General features: G+C 44.8%; 26 protein-coding genes. 15 read left to right on the top strand and 11 right to left on the bottom strand.

The genetic code is table 11. The features are described from left to right. Positions 1-34 precede the first annotated feature (34 nt). Positions 35-886: a hypothetical protein gene (locus G3M70_15830; protein QPJ63263.1), complete on the top strand. Its 852-nt coding sequence runs from the start codon at positions 35-37 to the stop codon at positions 884-886. Here G3M70_15830 and G3M70_15825 read toward each other — a convergent pair. Then, positions 849-1,652: a DnaJ domain-containing protein gene (locus tag G3M70_15825; protein QPJ63262.1), complete on the bottom strand. Its 804-nt coding sequence runs from the start codon at positions 1,650-1,652 to the stop codon at positions 849-851. The two genes, G3M70_15830 and G3M70_15825, sit on opposite strands and share 38 nt — an antisense overlap. Before the next feature lie 335 nt (positions 1,653-1,987). On the opposite strand from G3M70_15825, the gene rlmN reads away from it, so the two are divergent. The 5 genes from rlmN (at position 1,988) to G3M70_15800 (ending at position 7,718) form a co-directional block, all read left to right on the top strand. Beyond that, positions 1,988-3,040, top strand: a complete 1,053-nt coding sequence (gene rlmN, locus G3M70_15820; GenBank protein ID QPJ63261.1) for a 23S rRNA (adenine(2503)-C(2))-methyltransferase RlmN — start codon at positions 1,988-1,990, stop codon at positions 3,038-3,040. After that, positions 3,037-3,237: a hypothetical protein gene (locus G3M70_15815; protein QPJ63260.1), complete on the top strand. Its 201-nt coding sequence runs from the start codon at positions 3,037-3,039 to the stop codon at positions 3,235-3,237. Before rlmN ends, G3M70_15815 begins: the two co-directional genes overlap by 4 nt. A gap of 326 nt (positions 3,238-3,563) precedes the next feature. Continuing rightward, positions 3,564-5,690: a hypothetical protein gene (locus G3M70_15810; protein QPJ63259.1), complete on the top strand. Its 2,127-nt coding sequence runs from the start codon at positions 3,564-3,566 to the stop codon at positions 5,688-5,690. Between the two features lie 38 nt (positions 5,691-5,728). Next, positions 5,729-7,006: a c-type cytochrome gene (locus tag G3M70_15805; GenBank protein QPJ63258.1), complete on the top strand. Its 1,278-nt coding sequence runs from the start codon at positions 5,729-5,731 to the stop codon at positions 7,004-7,006. 229 nt (positions 7,007-7,235) lie between these two features. Next, a complete protein-coding gene (locus G3M70_15800) occupies positions 7,236-7,718 on the top strand; it encodes a hypothetical protein (GenBank protein QPJ63257.1) in 483 nt (160 codons plus the stop codon). Positions 7,719-7,724: 6 nt separating this feature from the next. Here G3M70_15800 and G3M70_15795 read toward each other — a convergent pair whose 3' ends face one another. Then, a complete protein-coding gene (locus G3M70_15795) occupies positions 7,725-8,018 on the bottom strand; it encodes a BolA family transcriptional regulator (GenBank protein QPJ63256.1) in 294 nt (97 codons plus the stop codon). Positions 8,019-8,313: 295 nt separating this feature from the next. Between G3M70_15795 and G3M70_15790 the strand changes: the two genes are divergently transcribed. Continuing rightward, positions 8,314-8,568, top strand: coding sequence for a hypothetical protein (locus G3M70_15790; protein QPJ63255.1), 255 nt, complete (start codon positions 8,314-8,316; stop codon positions 8,566-8,568). Here G3M70_15790 and lpdA read toward each other — a convergent pair whose 3' ends face one another. Genes lpdA through G3M70_15755 form a run of 7 tightly spaced genes read right to left on the bottom strand, consistent with a single transcriptional unit; the run spans position 8,569 to position 15,891 of the window. After that, positions 8,569-9,954, bottom strand: a complete 1,386-nt coding sequence (gene lpdA, locus G3M70_15785) for a dihydrolipoyl dehydrogenase (GenBank protein ID QPJ63254.1) — start codon at positions 9,952-9,954, stop codon at positions 8,569-8,571. Positions 9,955-10,006: 52 nt separating this feature from the next. Beyond that, positions 10,007-10,588 (bottom strand): hypothetical protein, encoded by a 582-nt coding sequence (locus G3M70_15780; protein QPJ63253.1) that lies wholly within the window; start codon positions 10,586-10,588, stop codon positions 10,007-10,009. Positions 10,589-10,622: 34 nt separating this feature from the next. Further along, positions 10,623-11,267 carry an MOSC domain-containing protein gene (locus tag G3M70_15775; GenBank protein QPJ63252.1) on the bottom strand — a complete coding sequence of 215 codons (645 nt, stop codon included), beginning with the start codon at positions 11,265-11,267 and terminating at the stop codon, positions 10,623-10,625. Positions 11,268-11,302: 35 nt separating this feature from the next. After that, positions 11,303-13,246, bottom strand: coding sequence for a GGDEF domain-containing response regulator (locus G3M70_15770; protein ID QPJ63251.1), 1,944 nt, complete (start codon positions 13,244-13,246; stop codon positions 11,303-11,305). Continuing rightward, positions 13,246-14,226 (bottom strand): signal peptide peptidase SppA, encoded by a 981-nt coding sequence (gene sppA / locus G3M70_15765; protein QPJ63250.1) that lies wholly within the window; start codon positions 14,224-14,226, stop codon positions 13,246-13,248. Before sppA ends, G3M70_15770 begins: the two co-directional genes overlap by 1 nt. Before the next feature lie 8 nt (positions 14,227-14,234). Continuing rightward, positions 14,235-15,152, bottom strand: a complete 918-nt coding sequence (locus tag G3M70_15760; GenBank protein ID QPJ63249.1) for a hypothetical protein — start codon at positions 15,150-15,152, stop codon at positions 14,235-14,237. Between the two features lie 43 nt (positions 15,153-15,195). Beyond that, complete coding sequence (locus tag G3M70_15755; GenBank protein ID QPJ63847.1) at positions 15,196-15,891, bottom strand: formylglycine-generating enzyme family protein; 696 nt, start codon at positions 15,889-15,891, stop codon at positions 15,196-15,198. A 263-nt stretch (positions 15,892-16,154) separates the two neighbouring features. On the opposite strand from G3M70_15755, the gene G3M70_15750 reads away from it, so the two are divergent. The 7 genes from G3M70_15750 (at position 16,155) to G3M70_15720 (ending at position 20,956) form a co-directional block, all read left to right on the top strand. Continuing rightward, a complete protein-coding gene (locus G3M70_15750; GenBank protein QPJ63248.1) occupies positions 16,155-16,643 on the top strand; it encodes a TRAP transporter small permease in 489 nt (162 codons plus the stop codon). After that, complete coding sequence (locus G3M70_15745) at positions 16,640-17,911, top strand: TRAP transporter large permease (protein ID QPJ63247.1); 1,272 nt, start codon at positions 16,640-16,642, stop codon at positions 17,909-17,911. Before G3M70_15750 ends, G3M70_15745 begins: the two co-directional genes overlap by 4 nt. 92 nt (positions 17,912-18,003) lie before the next feature. Continuing rightward, a complete protein-coding gene (locus G3M70_15740) occupies positions 18,004-18,867 on the top strand; it encodes a PHP domain-containing protein (GenBank protein QPJ63246.1) in 864 nt (287 codons plus the stop codon). Between the two features lie 2 nt (positions 18,868-18,869). After that, positions 18,870-19,400 (top strand): methylated-DNA--[protein]-cysteine S-methyltransferase, encoded by a 531-nt coding sequence (locus tag G3M70_15735; protein ID QPJ63245.1) that lies wholly within the window; start codon positions 18,870-18,872, stop codon positions 19,398-19,400. A gap of 1 nt (position 19,401) precedes the next feature. Then, positions 19,402-20,160 carry a DNA repair protein RecO gene (gene recO / locus G3M70_15730; protein ID QPJ63244.1) on the top strand — a complete coding sequence of 253 codons (759 nt, stop codon included), beginning with the start codon at positions 19,402-19,404 and terminating at the stop codon, positions 20,158-20,160. A 22-nt stretch (positions 20,161-20,182) separates the two neighbouring features. Then, entirely contained in the window at positions 20,183-20,566 is a 384-nt protein-coding gene (locus tag G3M70_15725; protein ID QPJ63243.1) for a RidA family protein, read from the top strand. 111 nt (positions 20,567-20,677) lie between these two features. After that, complete coding sequence (locus G3M70_15720; GenBank protein ID QPJ63242.1) at positions 20,678-20,956, top strand: hypothetical protein; 279 nt, start codon at positions 20,678-20,680, stop codon at positions 20,954-20,956. A 62-nt stretch (positions 20,957-21,018) separates the two neighbouring features. On the opposite strand, the gene G3M70_15715 is transcribed toward G3M70_15720, so the two are convergent. Next, positions 21,019-21,456: a CBS domain-containing protein gene (locus G3M70_15715; protein QPJ63241.1), complete on the bottom strand. Its 438-nt coding sequence runs from the start codon at positions 21,454-21,456 to the stop codon at positions 21,019-21,021. 197 nt (positions 21,457-21,653) lie between these two features. Between G3M70_15715 and G3M70_15710 the strand changes: the two genes are divergently transcribed. Then, positions 21,654-22,088, top strand: a complete 435-nt coding sequence (locus tag G3M70_15710; GenBank protein ID QPJ63240.1) for a VOC family protein — start codon at positions 21,654-21,656, stop codon at positions 22,086-22,088. Positions 22,089-22,185: 97 nt separating this feature from the next. On the opposite strand, the gene G3M70_15705 is transcribed toward G3M70_15710, so the two are convergent. After that, positions 22,186-23,568: a nucleotide sugar dehydrogenase gene (locus G3M70_15705; GenBank protein QPJ63846.1), complete on the bottom strand. Its 1,383-nt coding sequence runs from the start codon at positions 23,566-23,568 to the stop codon at positions 22,186-22,188. Positions 23,569-23,610: the final 42 nt, after the last annotated feature.

The following is a 23,610-nucleotide window of genomic DNA, read 5'->3' as shown; positions in this document are numbered from 1 at the left end:
CCAGTTAAACTCAAGACCCGGGACGTTACAACTCATGAAAAAAAATTTACTGGTCAAACTCTTTTTGTGCGCAATTGCATTGTTTTTTCTCAGCGGTTGCAATCGGCTATATGAAAATGCTGCTGATATTCAAGCCCGTAAAGCGATGCTGGACCTCATTGAATTGCAAAAAGATTATCACAAAAAGAATGATAGATATGCACGCAACCTGATTGAAGTACAGGAAACGGGTGGCAAGCTCGAATACCATACGGGGATTGTTTACCTAGAAATTGAATCAGCAAATGAGACTGCCTGGCGTGCCGTGTCTCTTCCGGCGGAATCGATAACAGCTCGTGTTTTTGCTTTTGATACGAACAAGGGCGGATTTTACGAAATGGATGAAGAGGAGGTTTCCAGCTACGTTTTGGGAGCACTTAATTTCATTCGGGAAAAACAGCATGAAATAAACGTGCGGGATCAAATGGGATTCGTGCTGATCGTTGTTATGCTTATATTTGGCCTTAAAACCTGGCAGCGCAACCGTGTTAAAGGATCGGGTGGCGTGGGATGGCCATTCCTGCTCAGTTTCCCTTCTGTCTTTTTAGCGGCTTTGACTCTCAACCACATGGACCATGAAATCGCTTTGTCAAAAACGCTGCAGGGGCTTTTAATAGCCGGGGTGGTGATTTCAGTTTTCTGCGTCTGGCTTATGGTGAGGGGTTTTAAAAAGATGGAAAAGGGAGAGAAAGCTCTGTCGCTTTCGGCTCTAGCTGTTTGTACGGTGCTGATGGCTCTGGTGAATATTTTAGTCACCACTCATACGTTTATGAACTACAAAGAAAACCCGGACCCGCTTGAAAAATATATTAAACCAGCCTCACTTCCACCAAGAACCGCGTTCTGATGCCGGTTACTGGATCGGGTTTGCCTAACAGGACGATTTCCTGACCGTGCCGTGTGGTCACTGGCAGCGAATAGAGAATCTGGCCTTCGTGGGTGGATAAAGAGAACACCTTCCTCTGACGGAGGTCTCTTTTATCAAGCCAGACAACTACAGGAAAATCATCGGGCTTTTTACCGGGGCGCTCACCTGCAGCGATTTCTATCCGGACAATCAGGTCGCCCCGTTCGCGGTGCATGACACCGGGATCTCCTTTGCCTGCAAGCCGTAAAAGAGTTCCGTCACGTGTCCTCTGAGGCACACGGATGTCCAGAGTTTCCCAGGACCGTTTAACTTTGATATAACCGCCATTCAGTGCGACTTGCGGTGAAACCACCACTTTTAATTCAACATCAAGCTGAAACCATGAACGCTCCAGCCGTTGAAGTTTTTTCCAGGCACGGCTTACAAGTGGTCTCCCCAGAATATCCGGGTTTTCTTCCTGTTTGGGATTTGAAGTTTGGTGCTTCCTTCGAAATGTATAAGGCTCGTTAAAATTCTCCGGGGCAGTCTCCATTCCTCTTGCTGCGTAATATTGACGCAATGTATTAAAAGCAGAGGAGACCTCTTTAAACCTTTCTTCACTTACCGGGTCACCCAGATTTCGATCAGGATGAAATTTCAACGCAAGAGCATGGTAGGCCCGCCGGACTTCATTCCAGGCGGCATCGGGGGATACATTTAGAATTCGATAGCAGTCGGGCAACTTCACAGCTCTATTGCTATTCACAATTGATGCCTTTTCCTTTCCACGGGCAATTTCATTTGATTCTGAGGCCAGTTTTTCCGGACTTGAAGTTTTGACAATTAGAAAAAATTTTCATACCTGCTTTGCCTTCAAAACCTTGAGGAAAATAAATGGCAAGGTCCACCAATTGAAAGGCAAGGCATACAAACCAACAATCCGAAAAAGTGTACCCCATTTGGGGATACCTTTCCAGTGATTTCCAGGGAACAAAATTCCCAGGCTGCAGGTATAATAGGAAAAAATTGCTCATCCCTTTTGGTGCATTCAGTCGACAGATGGGAGTGGGTCTGGTTCAACTTTTAAATTGGTTTATCTAAGTGATTGATATTATTGGGCTACCAGAAGACAAGCTGAAGCAGGTCCTGGCAGATTGGGGGGAAGCTTCGTACAGGTCTCATCAAATCCTGGGATGGGTTTACCAACGAGGTTGCCGGGATTTTGAGGGAATGTCCAATGTTTCCAAAGCCTTAAAAGAAAAACTACAAGAGCATTTCAGTCTTTGTCTTCCAAAGATTAAATCAAGGACACATTCGGAAGATGGTTCGATTAAATACTTGTTTGAACTGGCCAATGGGGGGCAGGTAGAAAGCATTTGGATGCCTGATGGGGATCGAAGGACATTGTGTATATCAAGCCAGGTGGGTTGCAGGCTCGCTTGCTCCTTTTGTCTGACGGGAACTCTTGGATTGAAAGAGCAGCTTACTGCGGGTGAAATACTGGGTCAGTACATGGCGGTAAATGATGACCTTCCTCAAGATAAACAAGTGACTAATATCGTCATGATGGGCATGGGAGAACCTCTGGACAATTATGCCGCAGTCGTGGATGCCATCAAGCTCTTGATATCGACTGAAGCGCTACGGTTTCCCATCCGCAAAGTTACCGTTTCCACAAGTGGGCTGGTTGATAAAATACGCGACTTTGGTAACGAGGGTTTGAATGTCAATCTTGCGGTCTCTTTAAATGCAACCGACAATCCGACCCGTGACAAGATAATGCCTATCAACAAAAAATATCCGATTGAAACACTCATTGCCTGCCTGCAGGACTTTCCACTTAAAGCAGGAAGGCGTATCACCGTTGAGTATGTTTTGCTTGGAGGAATCAATGACAGGATGGAAGATGCCAGGAGGCTTTCCAGATTACTATCCGGTTTCCCCTGTAAAATTAACCTGATTCCCTTTAACTGGTATGAGGGTTCTGCCTATGAGGCTCCTGAAGAAAGTCAGGTTGAACTGTTCCGCGATTATCTGGTTTCAAAGCACTATTCGACCTTTGTCAGGAAAAACCGAGGGACCGACATTCTGGGCGCATGTGGGCAGTTAGCTGCAGAGTCGTTTCCACAAACAAGTTTGGAGAAAATCTCGTGAAGACATTAAAAGTCAGGGGAATTGGCCTTGCCTTGTTAGGACTTGGAAGTTATCTTTTCGTCATGTCTGTCCGAGATATGGCTGGTGAATCTGCCAGAGTCCCTGTTGGCCTCCTTTCCGTGTTTTGCGTTTCCCTGGGTTTTGGATTGCTCATTGTCCCTGGTTTGACCTCGGATTCCACCGATGGGCAGCTTTAAATTTGGGAAGTTTGGGAAACATCTTTTCTTAAAACCCGATTTATTTATTAATCGCTTTTATCTTAAGGTCTTGGACTACATCCCTTAAGGACAAAATCCTTGACTTTAAATAACCCCTATGATAATTCTCTAGCCTTTTAAGGGCACCTTTACTGGGTCGGACTTAACCGAATTGTGTCTTTAAGAAGGGTTTGAAAAGGGTTAGTGATTGCCTGAAACCAGTTACTCGGTTCTTGATCAGGAATGGCCCTTAGTAATTTCCAGTCAAAAAGGCAACCCGGTACTCCTTTAACCCGTGCTCCTTCACCTAATTTAGGGATCGTTTAATGGAAACCTCCGCATCCCCTCAGAAAAAGTTCAATTTTCTTTTAACCACTATTGTCTGGGTACTGGCTTTGGCAGTTTTTGCCTGGGGACCAGGTACTTCTGCCCTGCAAAGCCTTACCGGTGGATCCTTCAATATCGGAATTTCTTCTGCGTATGCTCAAGAAGATGAAGACGAAGAGTATGAAGACGATGAAGATGAGGATGATGAGGACGAAGACGATGAAGAAGGTGACGGTGAAGGTGACGAAGAAGGGGGTGAAGAAGGTGAAGAAGAACCTGATCTCTCTTATTTGACTGACATTGGTCTTGCTAAAGATGTCAAGGCCCCGCAATTCTCCAATGAAGATATTGACGGATGGAGCAACCGCAAGGCGACCTGGTTTGCGGCGCAGATGCATATCCTGTTTGCATCCTTCATTCTGGGCTGCCCGATGTTCGTGGTCATTATGGAAGTCATGGGAGCAAGGCGGACCCGGGGTGTGCGGGCTTCCATAATTCTGGCTAATACCTTCCTGGCTGTCCTGATCGGGGTGACTATCGGGATCATCGGCGAAATAATTGTAGACATACATCATGGTGTCTTGTTCGGGATGTGGGCCTGTGCATTTGCAGCATTGACAGTCAGCTTTCTGAACTTCTTTCACAAGTGTATAGGGATATTACCCTCTATAGCCATTGGTGCTGTAGTGGGTACGGCAATGTGCTTTCCCACAATCAATGTAGAACATGTCCATCTGAATCAGATTATTTGTGCCATTATTAACGGCGCTGTCGGTGGTTTGCTTGCAAATAAAATCATGTTTGCAGAAGCGGACTTCAAATTCGAGCGCCTGGCGCACGAGATCACAAAAGTTATCGGGATCTGTTATAGCTTCACGGCGCTCACTGGAGGCCTCTTCCTGTTCATCATGATGGTGGCCTACAAGGATTTCATATCCTATCTGGTCACTGCGTTTCCCGTTCTGTTCATGATCGGGTATCCAACTCTGTTCATTTTGGAAACCATCATCATGTACATTTACGTGTACTCCTGGGATCCGCTGAACAAATCAAATAAAAAAGGTCGACACATTGTTCTTGGCGTCATTCTGAATATTCTGGGACTGTCCCTGCTTTGTGCGCTTGATGGTCCGGCGACCTTCATGCAGACTCCACCAAAACCATATGCGGATATGTTCACCGCTATGACCGAATGGGACCGCCTGACAAATATGACGTGGATGCCTCTCAACTACCACCGTCTTGTCGGTAATGGGACTTTTGGTGGATTCATGGTCGGGGTCATCGCGGCGTACATGTATTTGTGGTCGACTGATAAAAAAGAAAAAGAGTATTACGATTGGATGGGGTATGTGGGTAACGCGATTGGCGTGATCATCATGATTCCCCTCCCCGCTATGGGTTACATCTTTGTCCGGGAAATTTACCAGTACGATGCGACCATCGGCATGTACATCATGTCCGATCGTGAATCCATGTTCATGCTAGTGCAGGGATTATTGATCGGAACCATGTTCACCGCTAGTAATGTTTATATGTGGGTGAGTATGAAGCGCATTGAGAATGCGCAACGGTTTTTCCCTGCAATGAAACTTGGTTTTATTTTGATCGTGTGCGCTGCCACCATCTGGTTCACCCCAAGACGTTTCTTTGCGACGATGATGCCGGAACCTGGCATGAATGAAGCCATGGTGCTTCCCGATAATCTTGCATTTCTGGCGCTGATGGTTTCCAAGAACACGGCAGCTTTTGCGTTGGTGGGTGTTACGCTGATCAACTACATTTTTTATACGATCTCGACTAAAACAGGAAAAATCAGCTGGGGCAAGATCAATCCATTAGGTCCTTACATCCTGATCTTCATGGGTTTCACAGACATCTGGTTGATGAGCTGGATGGGCGTTATTCGTGAACTTTCCCGGATGAATTTCCATATTTACAAAGTATTCAGAGATGTGACACCTGAAAAATACGCTCCAACGCTTGCGGAGTCTGGACAGTTTGTCACGTTCATTGTGTGGACTTTCTTTATCATCATGACAGCAATTATCTGGTTGGGTATCAAATACCCGAAAGGAAAAAAGAAAGAAGTACCGGCTTCTGCTGCTCCGCAAATGGCGGAGTAATAACAGGGAATTAAGTTGTTAATCTTCTTTGGTGGACTATGAAAAAACTTGCCAAAATTTTCGGGCCGACTCTAGGAGCCTTTGTATTTGGATATATCTGTGGGGACTTTTTCAGTTTTAACCCACCGTGGTCCATGGGGGTTGGCCTCGCCTTCCTGACATTCCTTTACACAATTCTTCTGTTAAAGGGCGCAGGTCCGCTTAAAGAAAAAAGCTTTGTTAAAAATATTGGCTTTAAAATTCCCGTTGCCGCGGTCATAGCTGTTATTGCCTGGATTGCGGCCGGGAAATTAGGGTTTCCAGTCTGGTGGCAGATTGAGTTTGTTTCTTTTGTGATTGTCGGCCTTGTTTATTTCATAATCCTTGACCTGAAAAAGCTCAGTGTTGAAAAAGGAATGGCGCAATCCAACTTCCGCCTGATCATGACTTACCTGATTCCCTCGATGCTATTTATTACCATTACCGCCCAGCTTCCCCAATTTGATCCGGTGGAAGAGGTTAAGAAAATAGACAAACCACCTATCACCAAGTTTGTTCCAGGGCCAGAGGCAATTGCTGCGGGTCGTGAGATTTTTGAGGGAAATAAATGCTTTAACTGTCATAAGGTTTTCTGGGAAGGCAACTCGGACCGTGGACCTAACCTTGGCACCAAACAAATCGGTCTATACTCGTTTGATTATATTCTGGAGCAGATTGTAGATCCGAGAAAAATACAGTCGCCAGGATTTGAGGATCCAAAATCGAAAAAAGCTATGCCCACTTATTATGGTGAAGACCTGAGTAAGGTTGAGTTGCAATCGCTGGTGGCTTATCTCAAAACATTGCGTGACCCGACTCATATCCCGGTTGAGGGTAAATTCCCGAACCAGTGGACCTGGTGGGACGACCCAAAAATAATTGAAGAAGGGAAATTGGTCTTTGAAGGTAAGGAACCCGTCACCGAAGGTCTCAATTGTGCTGTTTGTCATGGCGCTGATGGTATTCCTATGATGACGGGTGCATTTGATTTCCGAGACCCCAATGGTCCTGATACTGACAAAATGCCCGATCACGTTGACAAGGTCCTGAAGGATTGGCCGGATGAACTCTATTACAAACGGGTTACTCGTGGCGTTGACGGTACACCTATGGCCCCTTGGGGTCTGATGTTTCCTCACCTGTATCTGTGGAAAGCGGAGGCGTACGCCAGAACGTTCCACTCACCGTTGGATCCTAAAGCTCCTGAAGTTAAACGGGTAGAGGTTCCACCGATTCCATCCAAAGAAGAGGTCGAGAGATGGACCAAAGAGGGACTATTTCAGGAAGACCTGTTATAGCCTGAAAATAGATTTGATTTATACAAGCCCGGTTGCGTAAGCAGCCGGGTTTTTTTATGGGAAAAAATCTTCTCTTTTCAAAAGGGATTAAATTGAATCGAAAATTTGTGTTACAACGTTGTAGAAATTCATAGAAATCCAGCGAATATTGAAAAAACTTCGGTGCAGGTACTCTGCTCTGATAGAATAGACCAGTAAATATAAAACTTATAAATCCCTTAGGAGGCGCATGAGCCGGATCGAAGATTTAATAAAAGAAGGCCTATCTGAAGATGGGACCATTCTCAATCTGCGGGACAAGTTTATTGGATTGCGTGGAACAATGGAATTGATGACAAAAGAAGACGCGCTGAAGAACGTGAAGACGTTTGTTTACTCAAATAATCAGATCGCTGATGAAGGAGCAGAAGCGATAGCCAGGTGTAAATTCTTACCGAATCTTGAAGTTCTTACACTTAATCACAATGAAATTGGAGATGAGGGTGCTGTTCTCCTGGCCAAAACACCCTATTTGCCCAAAGTATCTCACCTGTCACTGTTCGGAAATGTGATCGGTGATGAAGGAGCTCAGGCCTTTGCTGATTCGGAAACAAGCAAGAAATACGTCAAACTCGACTTGTACAAAAACCAGTTCACCCGTGAAGGCATTAAGGCGCTGACCGAGTCTCCTAATCTGAAAAACTGTGAGGAGTTGGAAATTTACCGGGAGTGATTTGACTCACACTTTTTGGTTTGATTCCCAATCATTGGGAGTAAAGGTTTTGATCTGGATGGCGTGGATAAGTTTAGGGGTACCATTGATCTGGTCGTCAAGAGCGGTATAAACCAGTCGACGCTGATCCAGCAGGTTCACGTCTTCAAATTTGGACGATACCACTGTCACGTGGTAGTGCCCTCCTCCTCCTGCGGCTTTGTGTCCCCTATGCAGATGGCTTTCGTCAATAATATCGACATGCGTGGCTCCCAGGGTTTCACGCATGATTCGGTCAATTATCTCTACTGTTTCATCCATTGTGTTAAACTCAGCGTATCAAGATTAGTAATGGGTTTATCAGGACAATTCTATTTCTCGTTTCTAAGACCAAATCCAGGCAGGTCGTAAAATTTTTTCAAATTTTGAGAGTATTTGGCGTGGGCGTCGTTTTTTTCTTCGTCGACCAGGGCAGTTTTGCATTTGGCGCAAACGGGAAGCTTTCCAGCTGAGTATACTTTAATTCGGTTTTTGACACCGCACTCAGGGCATTCTATGATGAAAGTGTCTCTTTGGTTTGTCATGTCTCATTATAACTTAATAAAACTGGAGAAAAATGCTTTTCATTCGAATTAACGAAGGTAGTCAGAAGATACCGTGGACGACCCGTCTTTTAATGATCCTTGGTGGCTTAATAGTGTTTTCACTATTGTTCTTTTTCGCTTTTACATTTTTTGTTGTGGCGATGGTTGTAACCGGAGTGGCACTGATTGCACAGTTTTTTGCAGGCAAAAGGCGTCCGGAAGTTCCAAGACCACCCAACATGCAATACCGTGGCCCGCGAAAAGATGATGATGTTATCGATATCTGATTAATTTTTTTTTCGATAGACATGGGTGGATATTCCCATTGCCACTTCCGCCGCTTCCATCACTGTTTCAGATAAGGTCGGATGCGGGTGAACAATATGCGCCAGATCTTTGACTGTTGCGCCCATTTCTACAGCCAGAACACCTTCCGATATCAATTCCCCTGCCCCCACTCCTACAATCCCGACTCCCAGTATTTTCCCGGATTCTTTTTCAGTGATTATCTTGGTGAAACCATCGTTCCTTCCAAGAGCTGTGGCGCGACCTGAGGCCCCCCAGGGAAATTTGGAAACCAGAACTTCTCTTCCTGATTTTGCCGCCTCTGTTTCAGAGATTCCACAAAGGGCGATTTCCGGGTCAGTGAACACAACGGCTGGAATTGTTGGTGCTTTTTCTTCAATATGTTTGTTGAGAAGGAAATCGACAGCAAGTTTAGCCTCGTGGGAAGCTTTGTGAGCCAGCATTGCTCCTCCGATGACATCTCCTATAGCGGAAATAGTCCCCTCCTCTGTTTTAAAATTTTGGTCAACTTGAATGAAATTGCGGTCAGTCAATTTGACCTTAGTATTTTCCAGAGAGAGGTTTTCGGTGTTTGGAACTCGACCTACGGAAACAAGGGCTCGGTCATACTCGTATACTTCCTCCTTGCCTTCAAAACAGGCTTCCAGAACTCCATTTTTTTCAGCAAGAGAATCCAGCCTGGTTGAAGTGAAGATCTGATTGAATTGCTTTCTAAGCCGGGCTTGCAGGATACGAACGAGGTCCCGGTCGACCCCTGGCAAAAGATCTTTGGTCATTTCGACTACGGTCACTTTACTACCTAAAGCGGCATAGACTGTCCCTAATTCGAGGCCTATGTAACCTCCGCCAACGACTAATAGACGTTCTGGAATATTTCTGAGTTCAAGAGCTTCTGTAGAGTCCATTATTAGCGGACTGTCCAGATTTAATGCCGCGGGGATAACTGGTCTTGAACCGGTTGCAATGAGGCAATGGTCAAATGAAACCGTTTCCCCGTTTTCTATATTGACGGTGTTTGAATCCAAAAATGAGGCATGTCCGGAAACAAACTTCAATCCACGTTGTTGGTTCAATTGTTTCAATCCACTGGTGAGTTTTCCTATAATGGAATCCTTCCACGCCCGCATTGCATTCAGGTCAATGGTCGGGTCAGAAAACTTAAGTCCCCATTCTGCAGCTTCCCGAGTTTCATTTATCAACCTGGCAATATGTAAAAGCGCTTTTGAGGGAATGCAGCCTTTGTTCAGGCAAACTCCCCCCAGTCGACTTTCAGTATCAACCAGAGTTACGTCTAATCCCTGGTCTGCTGCATAGAAAGCGGCTGTGTACCCACCCGGACCTGCTCCAATTACCAGAAGTTTTTTCATGAATAAGAAATTCCAGGTGAAAATAATGAATGAATGGCTTTCCTGAAGAGTTTTATTTGTGGCGGCGGCGACTAAGCTGGATCCATTCCCTTGGCTCGCCTTTCATTTTTACTCGACTGATAATAAAATTAAAAATGTGCCTTGCTTGTTGGCGATTGGTATTGGGGCCTTCGAGTTTTCTTAGAAAATCATTTTCCATTTCAATCAAGGGAGAAAGCTGCCGCCCGACTTTTTTTACAATTTGCAGATTACTTAGGTTGGATGAAGCATTGCCTTTCGAAGATTCACTATTTTCTAGAACTCCCTCTGAAATTGCACCTTGAAATCCTTGCGGATCGGGATACGCTAATGAAACTGACTCTGGAAGTTCTTTAATAAAATACTTTAACGCAAATCCTTTTGAGCTTTCGCAAAGTTTTCGGACCTTATTGGACCAGGCTTCCTTCCATTCTGCGGAAGATGTTTTGAAGTCTATACCTTCAATAATCCAGAAGGAATCCCTGGCTGAAGACAATAAACCCAGGTCCGCAAGATGCCCTAAAAGTGCATGAACGGACTTGTCACCCGGCCCCTCCAGTAGCAAGGTGGAACGTAAAAACTGCAGCAATTCCTCTTCATGAATTTCCTGTTTCAAGGAAAAGACCTCATCAAGTTTTGGTGGTTATTCGCTAAGGTAAACGCTTCTTGAGAAGTTTACGCCATTCATCTGTCAATGAATCCAGTTTTACAGCTTTCGCTAATCTCTGGAGGTTATTTTCTCCCTTGGACTTGGAGAGAAAGCTATTAATTTCATCGACAGAAAAAGTACCCTCCCCTTTTCTTACCCGAATAACCTTATCACCAGGTGCCACCCAGCCTTGTTCTATCACCCGAAAGTAATATCCCGTAAAACCAGAAGATTTGACCCAGCAAGCCATTTTCTGGTTATCGTAGACTTTGTTTATCTTATGGCAGGGTTGTCGTGGTTGGCTCACCTGAACCTGAGCTTGCCCAATATTGAAAACATCTCCAATATTAGTCTGTGTTTCAAGAAGGCCTTCAACGGTCAGGTTCTCTCCAAATGCTGGTGCATTTAATTTTAATCCCTTTTCGTTGGTCCAGTAAACAAAGTGTTCCTTACAATAAACACAAACAGCCTTGTCAACACCTCCGTGCAATCGCGGATCTCCAACCTGATCATTTTCAAACCCTTCGTATCCTAGAAATATTTTACTCTCGATAGGTGTTTTGATAAAAGAGGATTTAATGGGCCGGGAACTCTTTACTGGTATGGATTTTGGTTTTCCGATGCTGATGGATATAATTTGCCCCATTTATTTGAATTCCAGAAAGATTAAGGTTGGGATAGTTATTCAGAATCGGCAAAGTGAAAACTGTCGCGTCCTGCATTTTTTGAAAAAAACAGGGCTTTATCTGCTTTTTGAAGGAGAGTTTTTGAAGTGTCGCCATCTTTAGGGAAAATCGAGATCCCGACACTTACTGAAGTTTTAATTTCGGTACCTTCCAGCATGAATGGAGGTTTTACCGTTCCGTTTATTTTTAGAGCCAATCGCGCGATATCTCTAACTTCCTTTATTTCTGGAAGAACAATTACAAACTCATCCCCTCCCAGTCGGGAAACAGTGTCGCCTTTTCGCAAACAAGCTTCCAACCTTCTGGCGCCTTCTTTTAGAAAAAGGTCACCTGACAAATGGCCATAGGTATCATTGATGTTTTTGAAATGGTCGAAATCGAGGTAAAGGATTGCTACCATATCCTTATTTCGACGGGCCTGCCTCAAAGCTACATCCATTCGGTCATTTAATAAAACACGGTTGGGGAGCCCAGTTAATGAATCGTAATAAGCCATATTACGGATTTTAGATTCAGATTTTTGCCTTTCCAGTTCAGCTCCCGCCCGGGCTCCAAATAGTCGAAGAATAGAGAGAACACGTTCCGAATCGGTCAAAGGGTTTTCACTCATGATGGAAATGTGTCCCATCAGTTTCCCGGAAGTATCATAAAAGGGAACGGCAGCGAAACCTTCAATATTCGTTTCCTGTAAATAGGACAAATGTGGGAACAGGGTTTTTGTTCTCTCCGGGTAATAACTGTACATTCCACAAAGTATTTCTTCTGCGGGAGTGTTTATTAAATCAAAACTGCTTCCTCCTACAATTTTTGAACCATCCCAACCTTTTAAAGGTTGAGAATATGAAAGCCCACTTTCAACTATTTCGCAGACATAGGCGGTGCGGACTTCCAGGGCTTTTGCAAGATGGACGACCAGGGCTTCAAAAAAGGCATCACCGGTTTCACCCGAGGTTTGCTGCACCAGCTCCTGCAAAGCTTGTCCTTCACGGTCGCGTTTTAATTCCCAACCCAGACTTACAGAAAAAGTTTTTAAGGTTGATTTTAATTCCTCGTTCCATAAAAAATTTTCCTGATTTGTTCCAAAAATTATAAAACCCCAGAAACGATCGTGAACCCGGACGGGCACCAGCACATTTTTTGAAAAGCCGAAGATGCCATTCTGAAACACGGCATCCCTTTCCAGACCTTTTTCAAAATCATTGATATAGCTATGGAGCTTTGGATAGCTTCCAATATTCAAAAGAGTTTCACTTATCGCTTTATCTGTATTGTTTTCATTGGGTGAGGCCCATAGGGAGCTCAGCGACCATTTGCCCTGATTAGATTCCACCAGAGGAGATTTTTCAATGAGTGCTGCTGCGTCTGCCGGACATGCTTTTGCCATGACTTCCAGGGCATGAGTTATTCCAGATTTGTGGTCTGCAGATCTTAACAAACAGGATGTGGCTTCGGAAAGCCCAGCTAGCAGTGACTTTTGCAGGGCAAGCCTGTTCTGCATTAATTTTCCCTGCTGGGTATCCCTGTATAACCGGAGGCCTCTTTGAATAGAATGGTTCAGGGTTTCTGCCGTAAGATTGCTTTTTACGACATAGTCCGTAGCTCCCAAACGCAAAGCCTCAACTACGGTATTCTGATTTCCCTGCCCCGTCAAAACGATTACCGGTTCTTCACAATTATTTTTTTTAAGAATCTTCAAAAGATCGAGCCCACTGCTGACGTCCATTCTGTAGTCAAGAAGGTACAGGTCATATTTGCCAGGTTTTAATTTATTAAAAAAGTCTTCACAGGTAACGGCAACATCGAGTTGAAAATTAGATTCGCCTAATGAATCGACCAACAGTTTTTCAATTAAATATGCATCTTCCTGGTCGTCATCCACCATGAGAAAGCGCAGTTTTTGAGGGGATGCTGTTGAAATCTGGTATTCTTCTCGCATCATTATGGCATCCAGAGATAGAAAAAATGGGGGCCAGGATTTTCTGGTAAAAAGTTCAGGTTCAGATTTACAAGATTGATTACCGGTTGACCTGAAATTGACGAATACAAGTTTGATTTGTATTCACCAGACCGCCGGTAAGTCACCAATTTAATTTTATCTACACCTAAATCTTTTTTTATTAATTCAATGGCTTCATCGCGGTAAGCTATTTGGTCTATTAAGTTATTATTTAGTGCTTTTTCCGAAGAAAAAACTTGCCCGTCTGCCAGAGATTTGACCTGATCTTCAGTCAGGTTTTTCCTGTTTTCCGCGATAATTTTTACAAAGCGTTTGTAAAAATGGTCGATTGTTTCCTGAAACAGTTTTCGCTCTTCAGCCGTTATTGCTCTAAAGGGTGAAAGGAAATCTTTTTTCTCACCCGATTTTATGACTTCCCAATCAACCCCTACTTTATCCATTAATCCCTGGAGATTGACCTTGACTGTTATCACACCAATACTGCCTGTTATCGATGTAGGGTGTGCAAGTATTTTATCAGCAGCTTGCGCAATATAATAACCCCCGGATGCTGCCAGATCTACAACCCATGCATAAACGGGAATCTTTCGATCTTCTTTAAATCTTTTTAGTTCATGGTAGATGATATCGCTTGAAGTGACAGTTCCACCTGGTGTGTTAATTTTTAAAACGAGCGCCTGGATATCCTCCTCCTCGGTCGCTTTTTGGAGGGTTTCGCGAACTCTCTCTACCATCCCGACATCGGATTGAGAACCCATTAAAGTGCGTTTTTTCTGGTTGGAAATAAACCCCTCAATATTGAGAATAAGGACTTTTGCATCTCCTTCACCGCTTATAACTTTTTCCTCAAGGGGGGAAATTGAAGAGCCAAAATTCAACTTTACGAGAGAACATCCCGCAAGAAATGCGCATAACAAAATGCTTAAAATTATTTTCAAAATATTTTTTTCATTAAAAATCATGAAAAATATTATTTTCCGGTTCCTGTTGAAACCTCGAAAACACCTTTAAATTTGGGAATGGCTTCAGCCCAGTCGTTACGGCCCTGGAAAAACAGTCCCTCAATTCGCTCCCACAACTTTTTTAAAACTTCCTGGTTGCGTTTTTCCTCGGGGAGGATTGATTGCTCTATCAGAGGTTCCATATTAAGGACTAAATCTCGAAATAAAAGCGTTTCCCTGGCAACTTGCATTTTCCTCGCTTTTCTTTCCTTCATTGACTGCATTTCGCCCGACCCTTCATCCTGAAGAGTTTTGGCCATAGCCCGAATTCCCTGCTGCACTCCAGTTATGGCTTCATGGAGAGTTGGGTTCGCTTCTGCTTCTTTAAACATTAGATTAATGCTTTGGAGTGGACCCAGTAAATTCAATTCGTGCAGGAAAGTATCTTTCAGGTCATAAAAGTCGCAGATCTCTTTTGGCGACATTCTATTTTTGCTTTTCGAGTTCTCATCAGAGAGTTCACGACATTTTTCCATATAGGTTTCTGTGAGTTCCTGACATTTTTCCCTGGCTGCATTGACCCTGTTTGAGAATTCCTCGGAGGCACCGAATTTTCTAAATTCATCCTTATACAGTTTTTCTGTCTTCTGAATTAGGACTTCGATTTCAGTATTGATGAAGCTTAAAAGTTTTGTCTCCCTTTCGGGAGTAAACCCTTCAACGAACTTGACCCGGATTTCCTTTTCGATTTTAAGGATTTCCTTGGGTATGGCCTTTAGCAAACGCTCGTAGGACTCAAGGCATTTATCCCAATGTTCTAATGTGTGTTTCTTGTTGCTTCGGGTATATCGGATATTGTGTTTCCCGATCCGCACCTGATTTTGCTGGATAAGAGAAATGAGTTTTTCACGTTCCAACTGGTCAATTTGTAAATCAACTTTATCCATTGGTTTCCTGAAAAGACTAAATGTTTAGGGGTTTCTGAACAGGTTATTTTTTAGTGAGGGCGCACCGGCATCCAATGCCATAAAAGTCCTGGCCGTCATTGTTCCCATAGCGACGGCGGCTTCTCATGTAATCAGGAAGGCTATTCCAGGCCCCTCCCCGGACCACATGATATTTTCCCGCCTCCGGTCCTTTGGGGTTTCGGTAAGGACTTGACTTGTAGTAAGACGAATCATACCAATCAAGAACCCATTCAGCAATATTTCCACTCATATTGAAAATTCCATCAGGAGTTTGACCCTCCGGATACGCATTGACCTCCTCCAATACTTCGCCTTTTCGGATGAAACAACACCGCCCAAAATTAGCTTTTTTTTCGTTGGGGGGAGCATTGCCCCAGGGGAAAACCCGTCCTTCCAGCCCTGCAGCGGCCCGTTCCCATTCTGCTTCTGTGGGCAGACGTTTCCCACTCCATTTACAATAATTGCGGCATCGTTTCCAGGATAGTCCAATTACAGGGCGGTTTTCCATACCCGGTCTTGGAACACGGTCATACCAACCCGTAATGGTGGGGTGCTCTTTGGGATTGGCTTTTAAAAATTTACTGAAGTCTTCTCCGGAAACTTCGAAGCGGTCTAAATAATAAGCATTCAGGTAAACTTTATGTTGAGGGTGCTCATCGGCTAGCCCCTGATCCTCTGGACTCCCCATCAAAAACTCACCTTCCGGGAAAAGCACCATTTCCTTTTTATCCTGTGCTAAAACGGTTGAAAAGTTCCCCAAAAGGATTGCCACAATGGTGAGCTTAATACTCAATAAAATCTTCAAATCCTTCAAGATTCAGGCTCCAGGGCAAGGTTCGTCCAAGCAGTAAAAATGGTATTATATGGACCGAAGGGTCAGGAGAAAAGCTTTTACTAAGGAAGTTCCCGGGTCTTTCCATAGTACTTTCGCCCCGGCTTTGAGAAAAAACGTTTTCCCATTCCTGTAGAACGGGCCAGATCATGCGCATTTTGAGAAGTTTTGATACTCTGCTCGCCCGGGTAGAAACTTTTTTTTTAATATTAGTTTTAATTGCCCTAGTTTCCCTGTCATTTGGGCAAGTGGTCCTCCGAAACTTTTTTAACGAGGGGTTTTTGTGGGCGGATACCCTGTGCAGACAACTTGTCCTGTGGGTCGGTTTTCTGGGGGCTTCTCTTGCCGTTCATGAGAACCGTCACCTCTCAATAGATTTTATCCCTCACCTGGTATCTCCGCAAGTCAGACGATGGTTAAAAGTCATCTCAAGGCTTGCTGCAGCTATTATCAGTCTGTTCCTCGCCAAAGCAGCCCTGGAATTTCTGGTTTTCGAACGTGAAGGAGAAGCCACTCTTTTCGCAGAAATTCCAACCTGGTGGTTTCAGACGATTCTCCCCTATAGCCTGACAATTATTGGGGTCCGGTTCCTTTTCACCGCCTGGGACGCTTTCAGACAAACGGAGAGCTCCAAATGACACTGGCCATTACAGGTGGGTTGGTTCTGCTGGCTTTGGTAGGGACCCCGCTTTACGCGATTATTGGCGCATTAGCCCTGATCCTGTTTTTTCTTGCTGACATTGAAAGTGCCGCAGTTTTTATCGAACTGTATCGAGTAACCAGTCAGCCCAGTTTGATCGCCATTCCCCTTTTTACATTTGCCGGTTTTCTGATGGCTGAAAGCGGGACCCCAAAAAGGCTCACTCGGTTGACCGAAACTTTTCTTGGGGCCCTTCCAGGTGGGACGCCTCTGGTAGCTCTTGTGGCCTGTGGTTTTTTTACTGCATTCACAGGCGCATCCGGAGTGACCATTATTGCCCTGGGAGGATTGCTCTATCCAATGCTGATTCGTGAGCACTATTCACGAAAATTTTCTCTTGGGCTCCTCACCGCTTCGGGGAGCCTTGGACTTCTTTTTCCCCCATCTCTTCCTCTCATATTGTATGGCCTGATTGCTCAGGTAAACATAGATCAGCTTTTTCTGGCAGGGATAATTCCGGGAATTTTCCTGATCCTGATTTTTTTCTGTTACAGCTTTGCTATGGGAAAAAAGTTGAAGATTCCTATCACCCCTTTTAACCGTCGGGAGGCCTGGTCTGCAATCAAACAGGCGCGCTGGGAGATCCCCCTGCCCTTTCTGATCCTGTGGGGAATTTATGGTGGGTTCATAACCGTTACCGAAGCGGCGGCGGTTACCGTTGTGTATGTTCTGCTGGTTGAGACGGTCCTATACAAGGATTTGAACCTTCTTAGCGATGTGCCTCGGATTATGAAAACCAGCATGGTGCTGGTCGGTTCAATCCTGATCATCCTCGGAACCGCTCTGGGTTTTACCAGTTATCTGGTTGATGAACAGGTCCCGATGCAGATACTTGAAGCGATGGGTACTTATATTGATGACAAGATTACCTTTTTGATTGTTCTCAATATATTCCTGCTGATTGTAGGCTGCCTCATGGATATTTTTTCGGCAATTATTGTGGTGGTTCCCCTGATTGTACCGATCGCTCAAAGTTTCGGTGTCGACATGGTTCATCTTGGAATCATTTTTCTAACAAACCTTGAAATTGGCTATATGACTCCCCCAGTCGGAATCAATCTCTTCTTGTCCAGTTCCAGATTCAATGAGCCGGTATTAAAGATGTATCAGGCAAGCCTTCCGTTTCTTGGTTTGATGCTCATCGGGCTCATGCTCATCACCTACTTCCCTGAGCTCAGTCTTTGGCTGGTTCATACATTTCAATAATTCCATTCTTCGGTGCTAACTGCATCCCGTCGTCGTATAATTAGAATATGGAAGGACGTGGAAAAAGCAGTGTTTTTTTGAAGAAAACTCCCTTGACGTTACCCGATACTCCGGTGATTACCAAAGGAATTAGGGGCGCCGTGGTGGCACCCGCGACGAAGTTTGTGGGAAAAAGTTTTCTCGACCATAGGATCAGAACCCGGATCAGCAAGCTTAAAGAGGAAAACCCGAATATTGTGGTTGGGGAATTGCATTGCCACTCTTTTTACTCAGATGGGTATTTCTCCGTTGAATCGATTCTTAATCGAGCCGCATCGCTAGGGTTGGACTTTGTTGTTCTAACCGAGCACCTTGCTGCGGACCGCTTTCCAATGGAGCCGGTAATTAAATCGATTCAGGATCGCTATCAATGTCTCCAAAACTGGAAATTAAAAAACATTCCACCCATAAGGGCTTATCCCGCTTTTGAGATCAGTACCGAGCAGGGACATTTGATTTCCCTTTTTCCCGAAGAGTATTCAGCAGGCAATGATCTTATCTCTCTTGAAAAACGATTTTTACCATTCGAGCAAAAATGGTTTTCTGTGGAAGCGGCAGCAGGACTGACCCGTGAAATGGGAGGTGCAACAGTTATCCCCCACCCTGAGCTCCAACGCTCTTACCCGTTTGGCGTTCCCATTTCATTTATTAAAGAGTATCTCACTGGGTTAATAGATGGGATCGAAGATATCAGCGCTGCCCATGGATTCAATGAAAATTACTCAGGGTCACTAGGGCTTTCTTCGATTGGTTCCAGTGATGATCATTTTAATTTTCTTATTGGTGCGGCCGTTACAGTGTATGATGGTGACCGTCATAATAGTCTGGTATCTGCAATCAAAGCGAAGGATACCCGGGCTCACTCCATCGACAATTCCCTGGCTCCACTTATTTCATTAGCACGCAAAATTCTTTGACAATGAGAAAACCAGGCACAGGGCCGTTCAAGGCTCAAAAATTCTACTTTACAATTTTTGAATCGCCCATGGGGGACTTGGGATTGGTATCATCTGAGAAAGGGCTCTGTGAAGTCCGAACCCGAATCAGGAACCGGAATTCGTTCATAACCTATTTGAAAAAAAGCTACCCAGAGATACCGCAGGAAAACCCGGTAAAGTTGGAAACGGTTATTCGTCAACTGGAAGAATATTTTGCAGGAAAGCGCCAAAAGTTTACCTGTAAACTCGATCTGAACCAGGGGACTGATTTCCAACAAAAAGTCTGGAAAGCACTTCAATCCATCCCACATGGAGATACCCGAAGCTATGCCTGGATTGCCGAGGCCATCGGTCAGCCCAAAGCCGTTCGGGCCGTTGGCGGGGCAAATGGAAAGAACCCGATTCCAATTATAGTACCGTGTCATCGGATAATCCGAAAGGACGGGAGTATTGGAGGTTATACCGGGGGCCTGAACAAAAAACGATTCCTGCTTGAATTGGAAGGAGCCTGACTTGCCTCTTTTCAGAACCCGGGCTCTCGTTTTAAAAGTCCATTATTTATCTGATACAGACAAACTGGTGACGTTCTTTACCGAACGATATGGAAAGGTCAAAGCTGTGGCGAAGGGGGCACGTCGCCTAAAAAGCCGATACGGTGCTTCCCTGGAGCCCTTAACCCTGGTGTCCCTGATCTATTTTGGGAAAGAGCACCAGGATCTGTTTCGCGTCAATCAGTGCGACATCGTTTCCTTTCATCAGGAAATCCGCGACTCTCTGGATACCTTTTTTTACGCCCTGTACTTTATTGAACTGCTCGATAGTCTGACGGCAGAAGGCCATTGTGATACCGAGGTTTTTGCTTTTGCGACAGCTTCCCTGGAAGCTCTCAATCCTGAACAAAACCCGGAGCTCTTGTGTCGTATTTTTGAGCTTCGGCTTTTATCCTTGCTGGGCTACAGGCCACGCCTCGAGCAATGTGTGAAGTGCCGGAAGTTTCCGCGTTCACACTGGGTGGGATTCAGTTACAATAGCCAGGGAATTTTCTGTGCGCCGTGCCTTGAGGGAAATCCGGTTGAAGCCAGAATTAAGTTGGGAACACTGCAATACTTGAAGCGGTTACTCACACATGATCTTCAGCGCTGGACCCGCTTGAAAATCCCAAAAGATACGGAGCAGGAACTGGAACAATTCACTCACCGTCTCGTTCTTGCCCGTCTTGGGCGTGAGTTAAAATCTTATCCTCTGCTGAAGCAGATGACACAAAGCACTTAATCACTAAAAACGGATCTTGAAAATGAAAAAAGAAGGCATTCATACAGATAAAGCTCCTGCGGCGATTGGTCCTTATCAGCAGGCGATACGAGTTGGCAGTTTTGTTTACACTTCAGGGCAAATTGCGCTGGACCCCGTAACAGGTGAATTTCACTCGGGAGAAATTGAGGAGGAGACGGAAAGAACCTTGAATAATATCCAGGCCATATTAGAGGCTGCTGGTTTAACTTTGGAACACGTAGTAAAGGCAACAGTATATCTTGCCGATATGGGTCATTTTGCCCGCATGAACGCGGTTTATGAGAAATATTTTGCAGAAGGCAAACCCGCCCGGGCCTGCGTGCAAGCGGCCGCCCTTCCCAAGGGTGCCAAGGTGGAAATTGACGTTATCGCTTTCACGGATTGATTCGGGATTACAAAAGATCAATACTTTTGGTCACGAACAGGGCCTGAAAACTCAGGGCCTGGATGTTGCCAGGTTAATAATTATTTAAACATTTGGAGTCCCGTTAAAAAAATGGCTAAACGCAAAAGGAAAAAAGAGAATCCGCTGGCAGGGCAGATCAATTTTTATAAAGCCATGGCGGTATTGGGACTCATTATTGCTGGAACCTTTATATATTATTTTCTTGATTCCGCGCCACATCTAACGGCCCACCCGTATCATATTCCGACTGATACAGCTGCCAATTGTTTAGAGTGTCATCTGGGGCAAACTAAAAATGTTCCCATCATGCCGCATCGCCCGATGGAGGGTTGCACCTACTGCCACACTCCTCAGGAAACCGAAAATTGAATCCCTGTTTGTGATAGGCGGGTTTTCAATAATCCAGGAATAAACCTGAACCTTTATCTTGTTTAGCGAAGTCTGGGATTGGCAAAAAATGAAACCAGATCCCTGACGGATAACATCCCAACAATTACCCCATTGTCTGTGATGGCCAAATGCCGGATTTTCTTTTGGGCCATGAAGGAATTAGCCTCTGTCACAGGCCTGTGGCAATCGAGTGTTTGAATGGGTTGACTCATTACTAAATTAATCTGGGTCGTTTCGGGGTTTAATCCTTTTCCGATCACTCTCCGAGTCAAGTCTGTTTCTGTGACGATGCCATCATAGGTTCCATTTCCCTTTACAAGCAAGGACCCTAAATTATTTTCGGTCATCAATTTTGCAGCTTCTTTTACTGTTGCGGACGAATTAATACTCAAGACCGGCGAACTCATGTAATCCGCTATTTCCTGCCGGGAACCCGTTTGATCCTTTGCGAAATGATGTGGCTCATGTTTGTTGGCCATGGTTGGGCCTCCTCTCGCAAAATATGATGTGAGGTGTTTTTCTGATCCTTTGTTATTTTTACTTTTGGTATTATAACTGTCTTATTCCCTTGAAACATTAGAAATCATGCCAGTTCATTTTTCAGGACCTGATTGTTTCTCATGTTTTTGGAATGAACACAGAGCTTTCATATCACATTTAAACAATGAGATAATCTATGGAACAACGTATCAGCATCATAACCCTTGGCGTGAAGGACATTAAAAAAGCGCAGGCTTTTTACGATGCGTTGGGTTGGAAAGTTGCATCCGAAGACCAGGCGGAACAGATCGTCGCGTATGACCTTAGCGGAATGACGCTCGCCCTGTATCCACTTGAAAAGCTGGTCGAAGAAGCGAAGGTAAATGTTCAAAGCTCAGGGTATTCAACAATCACCATTGCCTATAATGTCCGATCTGATTCTGAAGTGGACGCGGTATTAAAAGAAGCCGTCACCGCTGGTGGGAAACTCGTTAAACCGGCGGAAAAGGTGTTTTGGGGAGGGTACTCGGGGTACTTTGCTGACCCGGATGGTAACTTGTGGGAAGTGGCCCACAACCCTTTTTCAAAACTCGGACCCAATGGTGAGTTCCAATGGAAGGGAGTGGGGTAAGCTATAAGGAAATAAATATAAACATGTTTGAATATCAGGAAATTTAATAAACGTGACGACCCGACGCATCTCCTCTATTCCTCCGGGCGTTGCCAGGCTAAAAATGATCCCGATCCGGTTTCCCGACTGAATACACGTTGAAACCAATATCAAACAATTTATCGTGGTCTAGATGGTTACGGCCATCAAACAAGTAAGCTGGTTTTTCCATACTGTCGAAGAGCCTTTGAAAATCGAGGTCCCGGAACTCCTTCCATTCTGTTAGTAAAGCAATGGCATGAGCCCCTTCCGCCGCTTTATAAGGGTCTTCCATAAATTCAATATTGTTACAACCTTCCATATCCAGTTTGGCGTTTTCGATGGCATGGGGGTCTGTAATCGCTAAATGTGCCCTTTCTTCCAGCAATCGCTTGCAGATAAAAATCGCCGGCGCATCGCGTGTGTCCCCGGTATCCGGCTTAAAGGCAAACCCGAAAATGGCAATTTTTTTATCGACCAGTGTGTTGAACATGGCTTTTAAAATTCGCTTTACAAACCGGTCCATCTGGAAATCGTTTAATTTCACAACGTAATTCCAGAATTGCCCAATTTCATCGAGGCCGTAATGTTCGCAAAGATAAACCAGGTTCAGGATATCCTTGCGAAAACAGGACCCTCCAAAGCCCACGCCCGCTTTGAGGAATTTAGGACCGACTCTGGAGTCGCGTCCTACGGCATCGGAGACCTGGGAAACATCTGCCTCGGTCATTTCACAAACAGCGCTGATGCTGTTGATCGACGTAATGCGTTGGGCCAGGAAAGCGTTGGCTACCAGTTTGGACAGCTCGCTGCTCCAGAGGTTGGTTGTGATAATCCGTTCGCGTGGGACCCAATGTTCATAAATCTTGATGAGTTCATCGCGAGCCGCCTGTCCTTCCGGTGTTTCCATGGACCCGATTAAAATTCGGTCCGGACTTTCCATGTCCTGAATACCGGTGCCTTCTGCCATGAACTCGGGGTTTGAAAGGATTTCAAAACGAGGCCCGCCTTTTCCGCTGTGTAGAATCTTACCCAGGGTTTCTGCGGCACGAACCGGTATCGTACTTTTTTCAATAACAATTTTGTTTGATTTGGAGGCTTCTCTGATTTTTCTTGCCGTCTGTTCGATAAACTGTAAATCGGCAGCCCGCCCGATGCCTTCCCCAAAAGTTTTGGTCGGGGTGTTGACGGCAACAAAAATTATATCCGCTTCTTCAATGCCACCTTCAATATCCGTTGAAAAAAACAGGTTTTTCCCGCGCACCTTAAATACACGTTCTTCGAGACCGGGTTCAAAAATGGGAAGGTTGTCTGAATTCCAGCGTCCTATCCTTTCCTCGGAAATGTCAACGACGTGGATTTTATAGTCTGGACAGTGATTGGCAATGACGGTCATTGTGGGGCCACCAACATAACCTGCGCCAATGCACAGTACTTTTTTCTTAAAGTTTAATTCAGGCATCATTTTTTCCTATTGATTTCAGCCAGAGGCCATATAAAAAAA

This window comes from Candidatus Nitronauta litoralis (assembly GCA_015698285.1).
GTDB classification, from domain to species: Bacteria; Nitrospinota; Nitrospinia; order Nitrospinales; family Nitrospinaceae; genus Nitronauta; species Nitronauta litoralis.
This window is presented reverse-complemented; position numbering and strand designations above follow the sequence as displayed.

What these genes read in the sequence shown, in the direction of transcription:
- G3M70_15830 (QPJ63263.1), top strand. Translation starts at nt 35, where the DNA reads ATGAAAAAAAATTTACTGGTCAAACTCTTTTTGTGCGCAATTGCATTG.
- G3M70_15810 (QPJ63259.1), top strand. Translation starts at nt 3,564, where the DNA reads ATGGAAACCTCCGCATCCCCTCAGAAAAAGTTCAATTTTCTTTTAACC.
- G3M70_15805 (QPJ63258.1), top strand. Translation starts at nt 5,729, where the DNA reads ATGAAAAAACTTGCCAAAATTTTCGGGCCGACTCTAGGAGCCTTTGTA.
- G3M70_15800 (QPJ63257.1), top strand. Translation starts at nt 7,236, where the DNA reads ATGAGCCGGATCGAAGATTTAATAAAAGAAGGCCTATCTGAAGATGGG.
- G3M70_15795 (QPJ63256.1), bottom strand. Translation starts at nt 8,018, where the DNA reads ATGGATGAAACAGTAGAGATAATTGACCGAATCATGCGTGAAACCCTG.
- G3M70_15790 (QPJ63255.1), top strand. Translation starts at nt 8,314, where the DNA reads ATGCTTTTCATTCGAATTAACGAAGGTAGTCAGAAGATACCGTGGACG.
- lpdA (QPJ63254.1), bottom strand. Translation starts at nt 9,954, where the DNA reads ATGAAAAAACTTCTGGTAATTGGAGCAGGTCCGGGTGGGTACACAGCC.
- G3M70_15775 (QPJ63252.1), bottom strand. Translation starts at nt 11,267, where the DNA reads ATGGGGCAAATTATATCCATCAGCATCGGAAAACCAAAATCCATACCA.
- G3M70_15770 (QPJ63251.1), bottom strand. Translation starts at nt 13,246, where the DNA reads ATGATGCGAGAAGAATACCAGATTTCAACAGCATCCCCTCAAAAACTG.
- sppA (QPJ63250.1), bottom strand. Translation starts at nt 14,226, where the DNA reads ATGATTTTTAATGAAAAAAATATTTTGAAAATAATTTTAAGCATTTTG.
- G3M70_15760 (QPJ63249.1), bottom strand. Translation starts at nt 15,152, where the DNA reads ATGGATAAAGTTGATTTACAAATTGACCAGTTGGAACGTGAAAAACTC.
- G3M70_15755 (QPJ63847.1), bottom strand. Translation starts at nt 15,891, where the DNA reads ATGGTGCTTTTCCCGGAAGGTGAGTTTTTGATGGGGAGTCCAGAGGAT.
- G3M70_15750 (QPJ63248.1), top strand. Translation starts at nt 16,155, where the DNA reads ATGCGCATTTTGAGAAGTTTTGATACTCTGCTCGCCCGGGTAGAAACT.
- G3M70_15745 (QPJ63247.1), top strand. Translation starts at nt 16,640, where the DNA reads ATGACACTGGCCATTACAGGTGGGTTGGTTCTGCTGGCTTTGGTAGGG.
- G3M70_15735 (QPJ63245.1), top strand. Translation starts at nt 18,870, where the DNA reads ATGAGAAAACCAGGCACAGGGCCGTTCAAGGCTCAAAAATTCTACTTT.
- G3M70_15725 (QPJ63243.1), top strand. Translation starts at nt 20,183, where the DNA reads ATGAAAAAAGAAGGCATTCATACAGATAAAGCTCCTGCGGCGATTGGT.
- G3M70_15720 (QPJ63242.1), top strand. Translation starts at nt 20,678, where the DNA reads ATGGCTAAACGCAAAAGGAAAAAAGAGAATCCGCTGGCAGGGCAGATC.
- G3M70_15715 (QPJ63241.1), bottom strand. Translation starts at nt 21,456, where the DNA reads ATGGCCAACAAACATGAGCCACATCATTTCGCAAAGGATCAAACGGGT.
- G3M70_15710 (QPJ63240.1), top strand. Translation starts at nt 21,654, where the DNA reads ATGGAACAACGTATCAGCATCATAACCCTTGGCGTGAAGGACATTAAA.
- G3M70_15705 (QPJ63846.1), bottom strand. Translation starts at nt 23,568, where the DNA reads ATGCCTGAATTAAACTTTAAGAAAAAAGTACTGTGCATTGGCGCAGGT.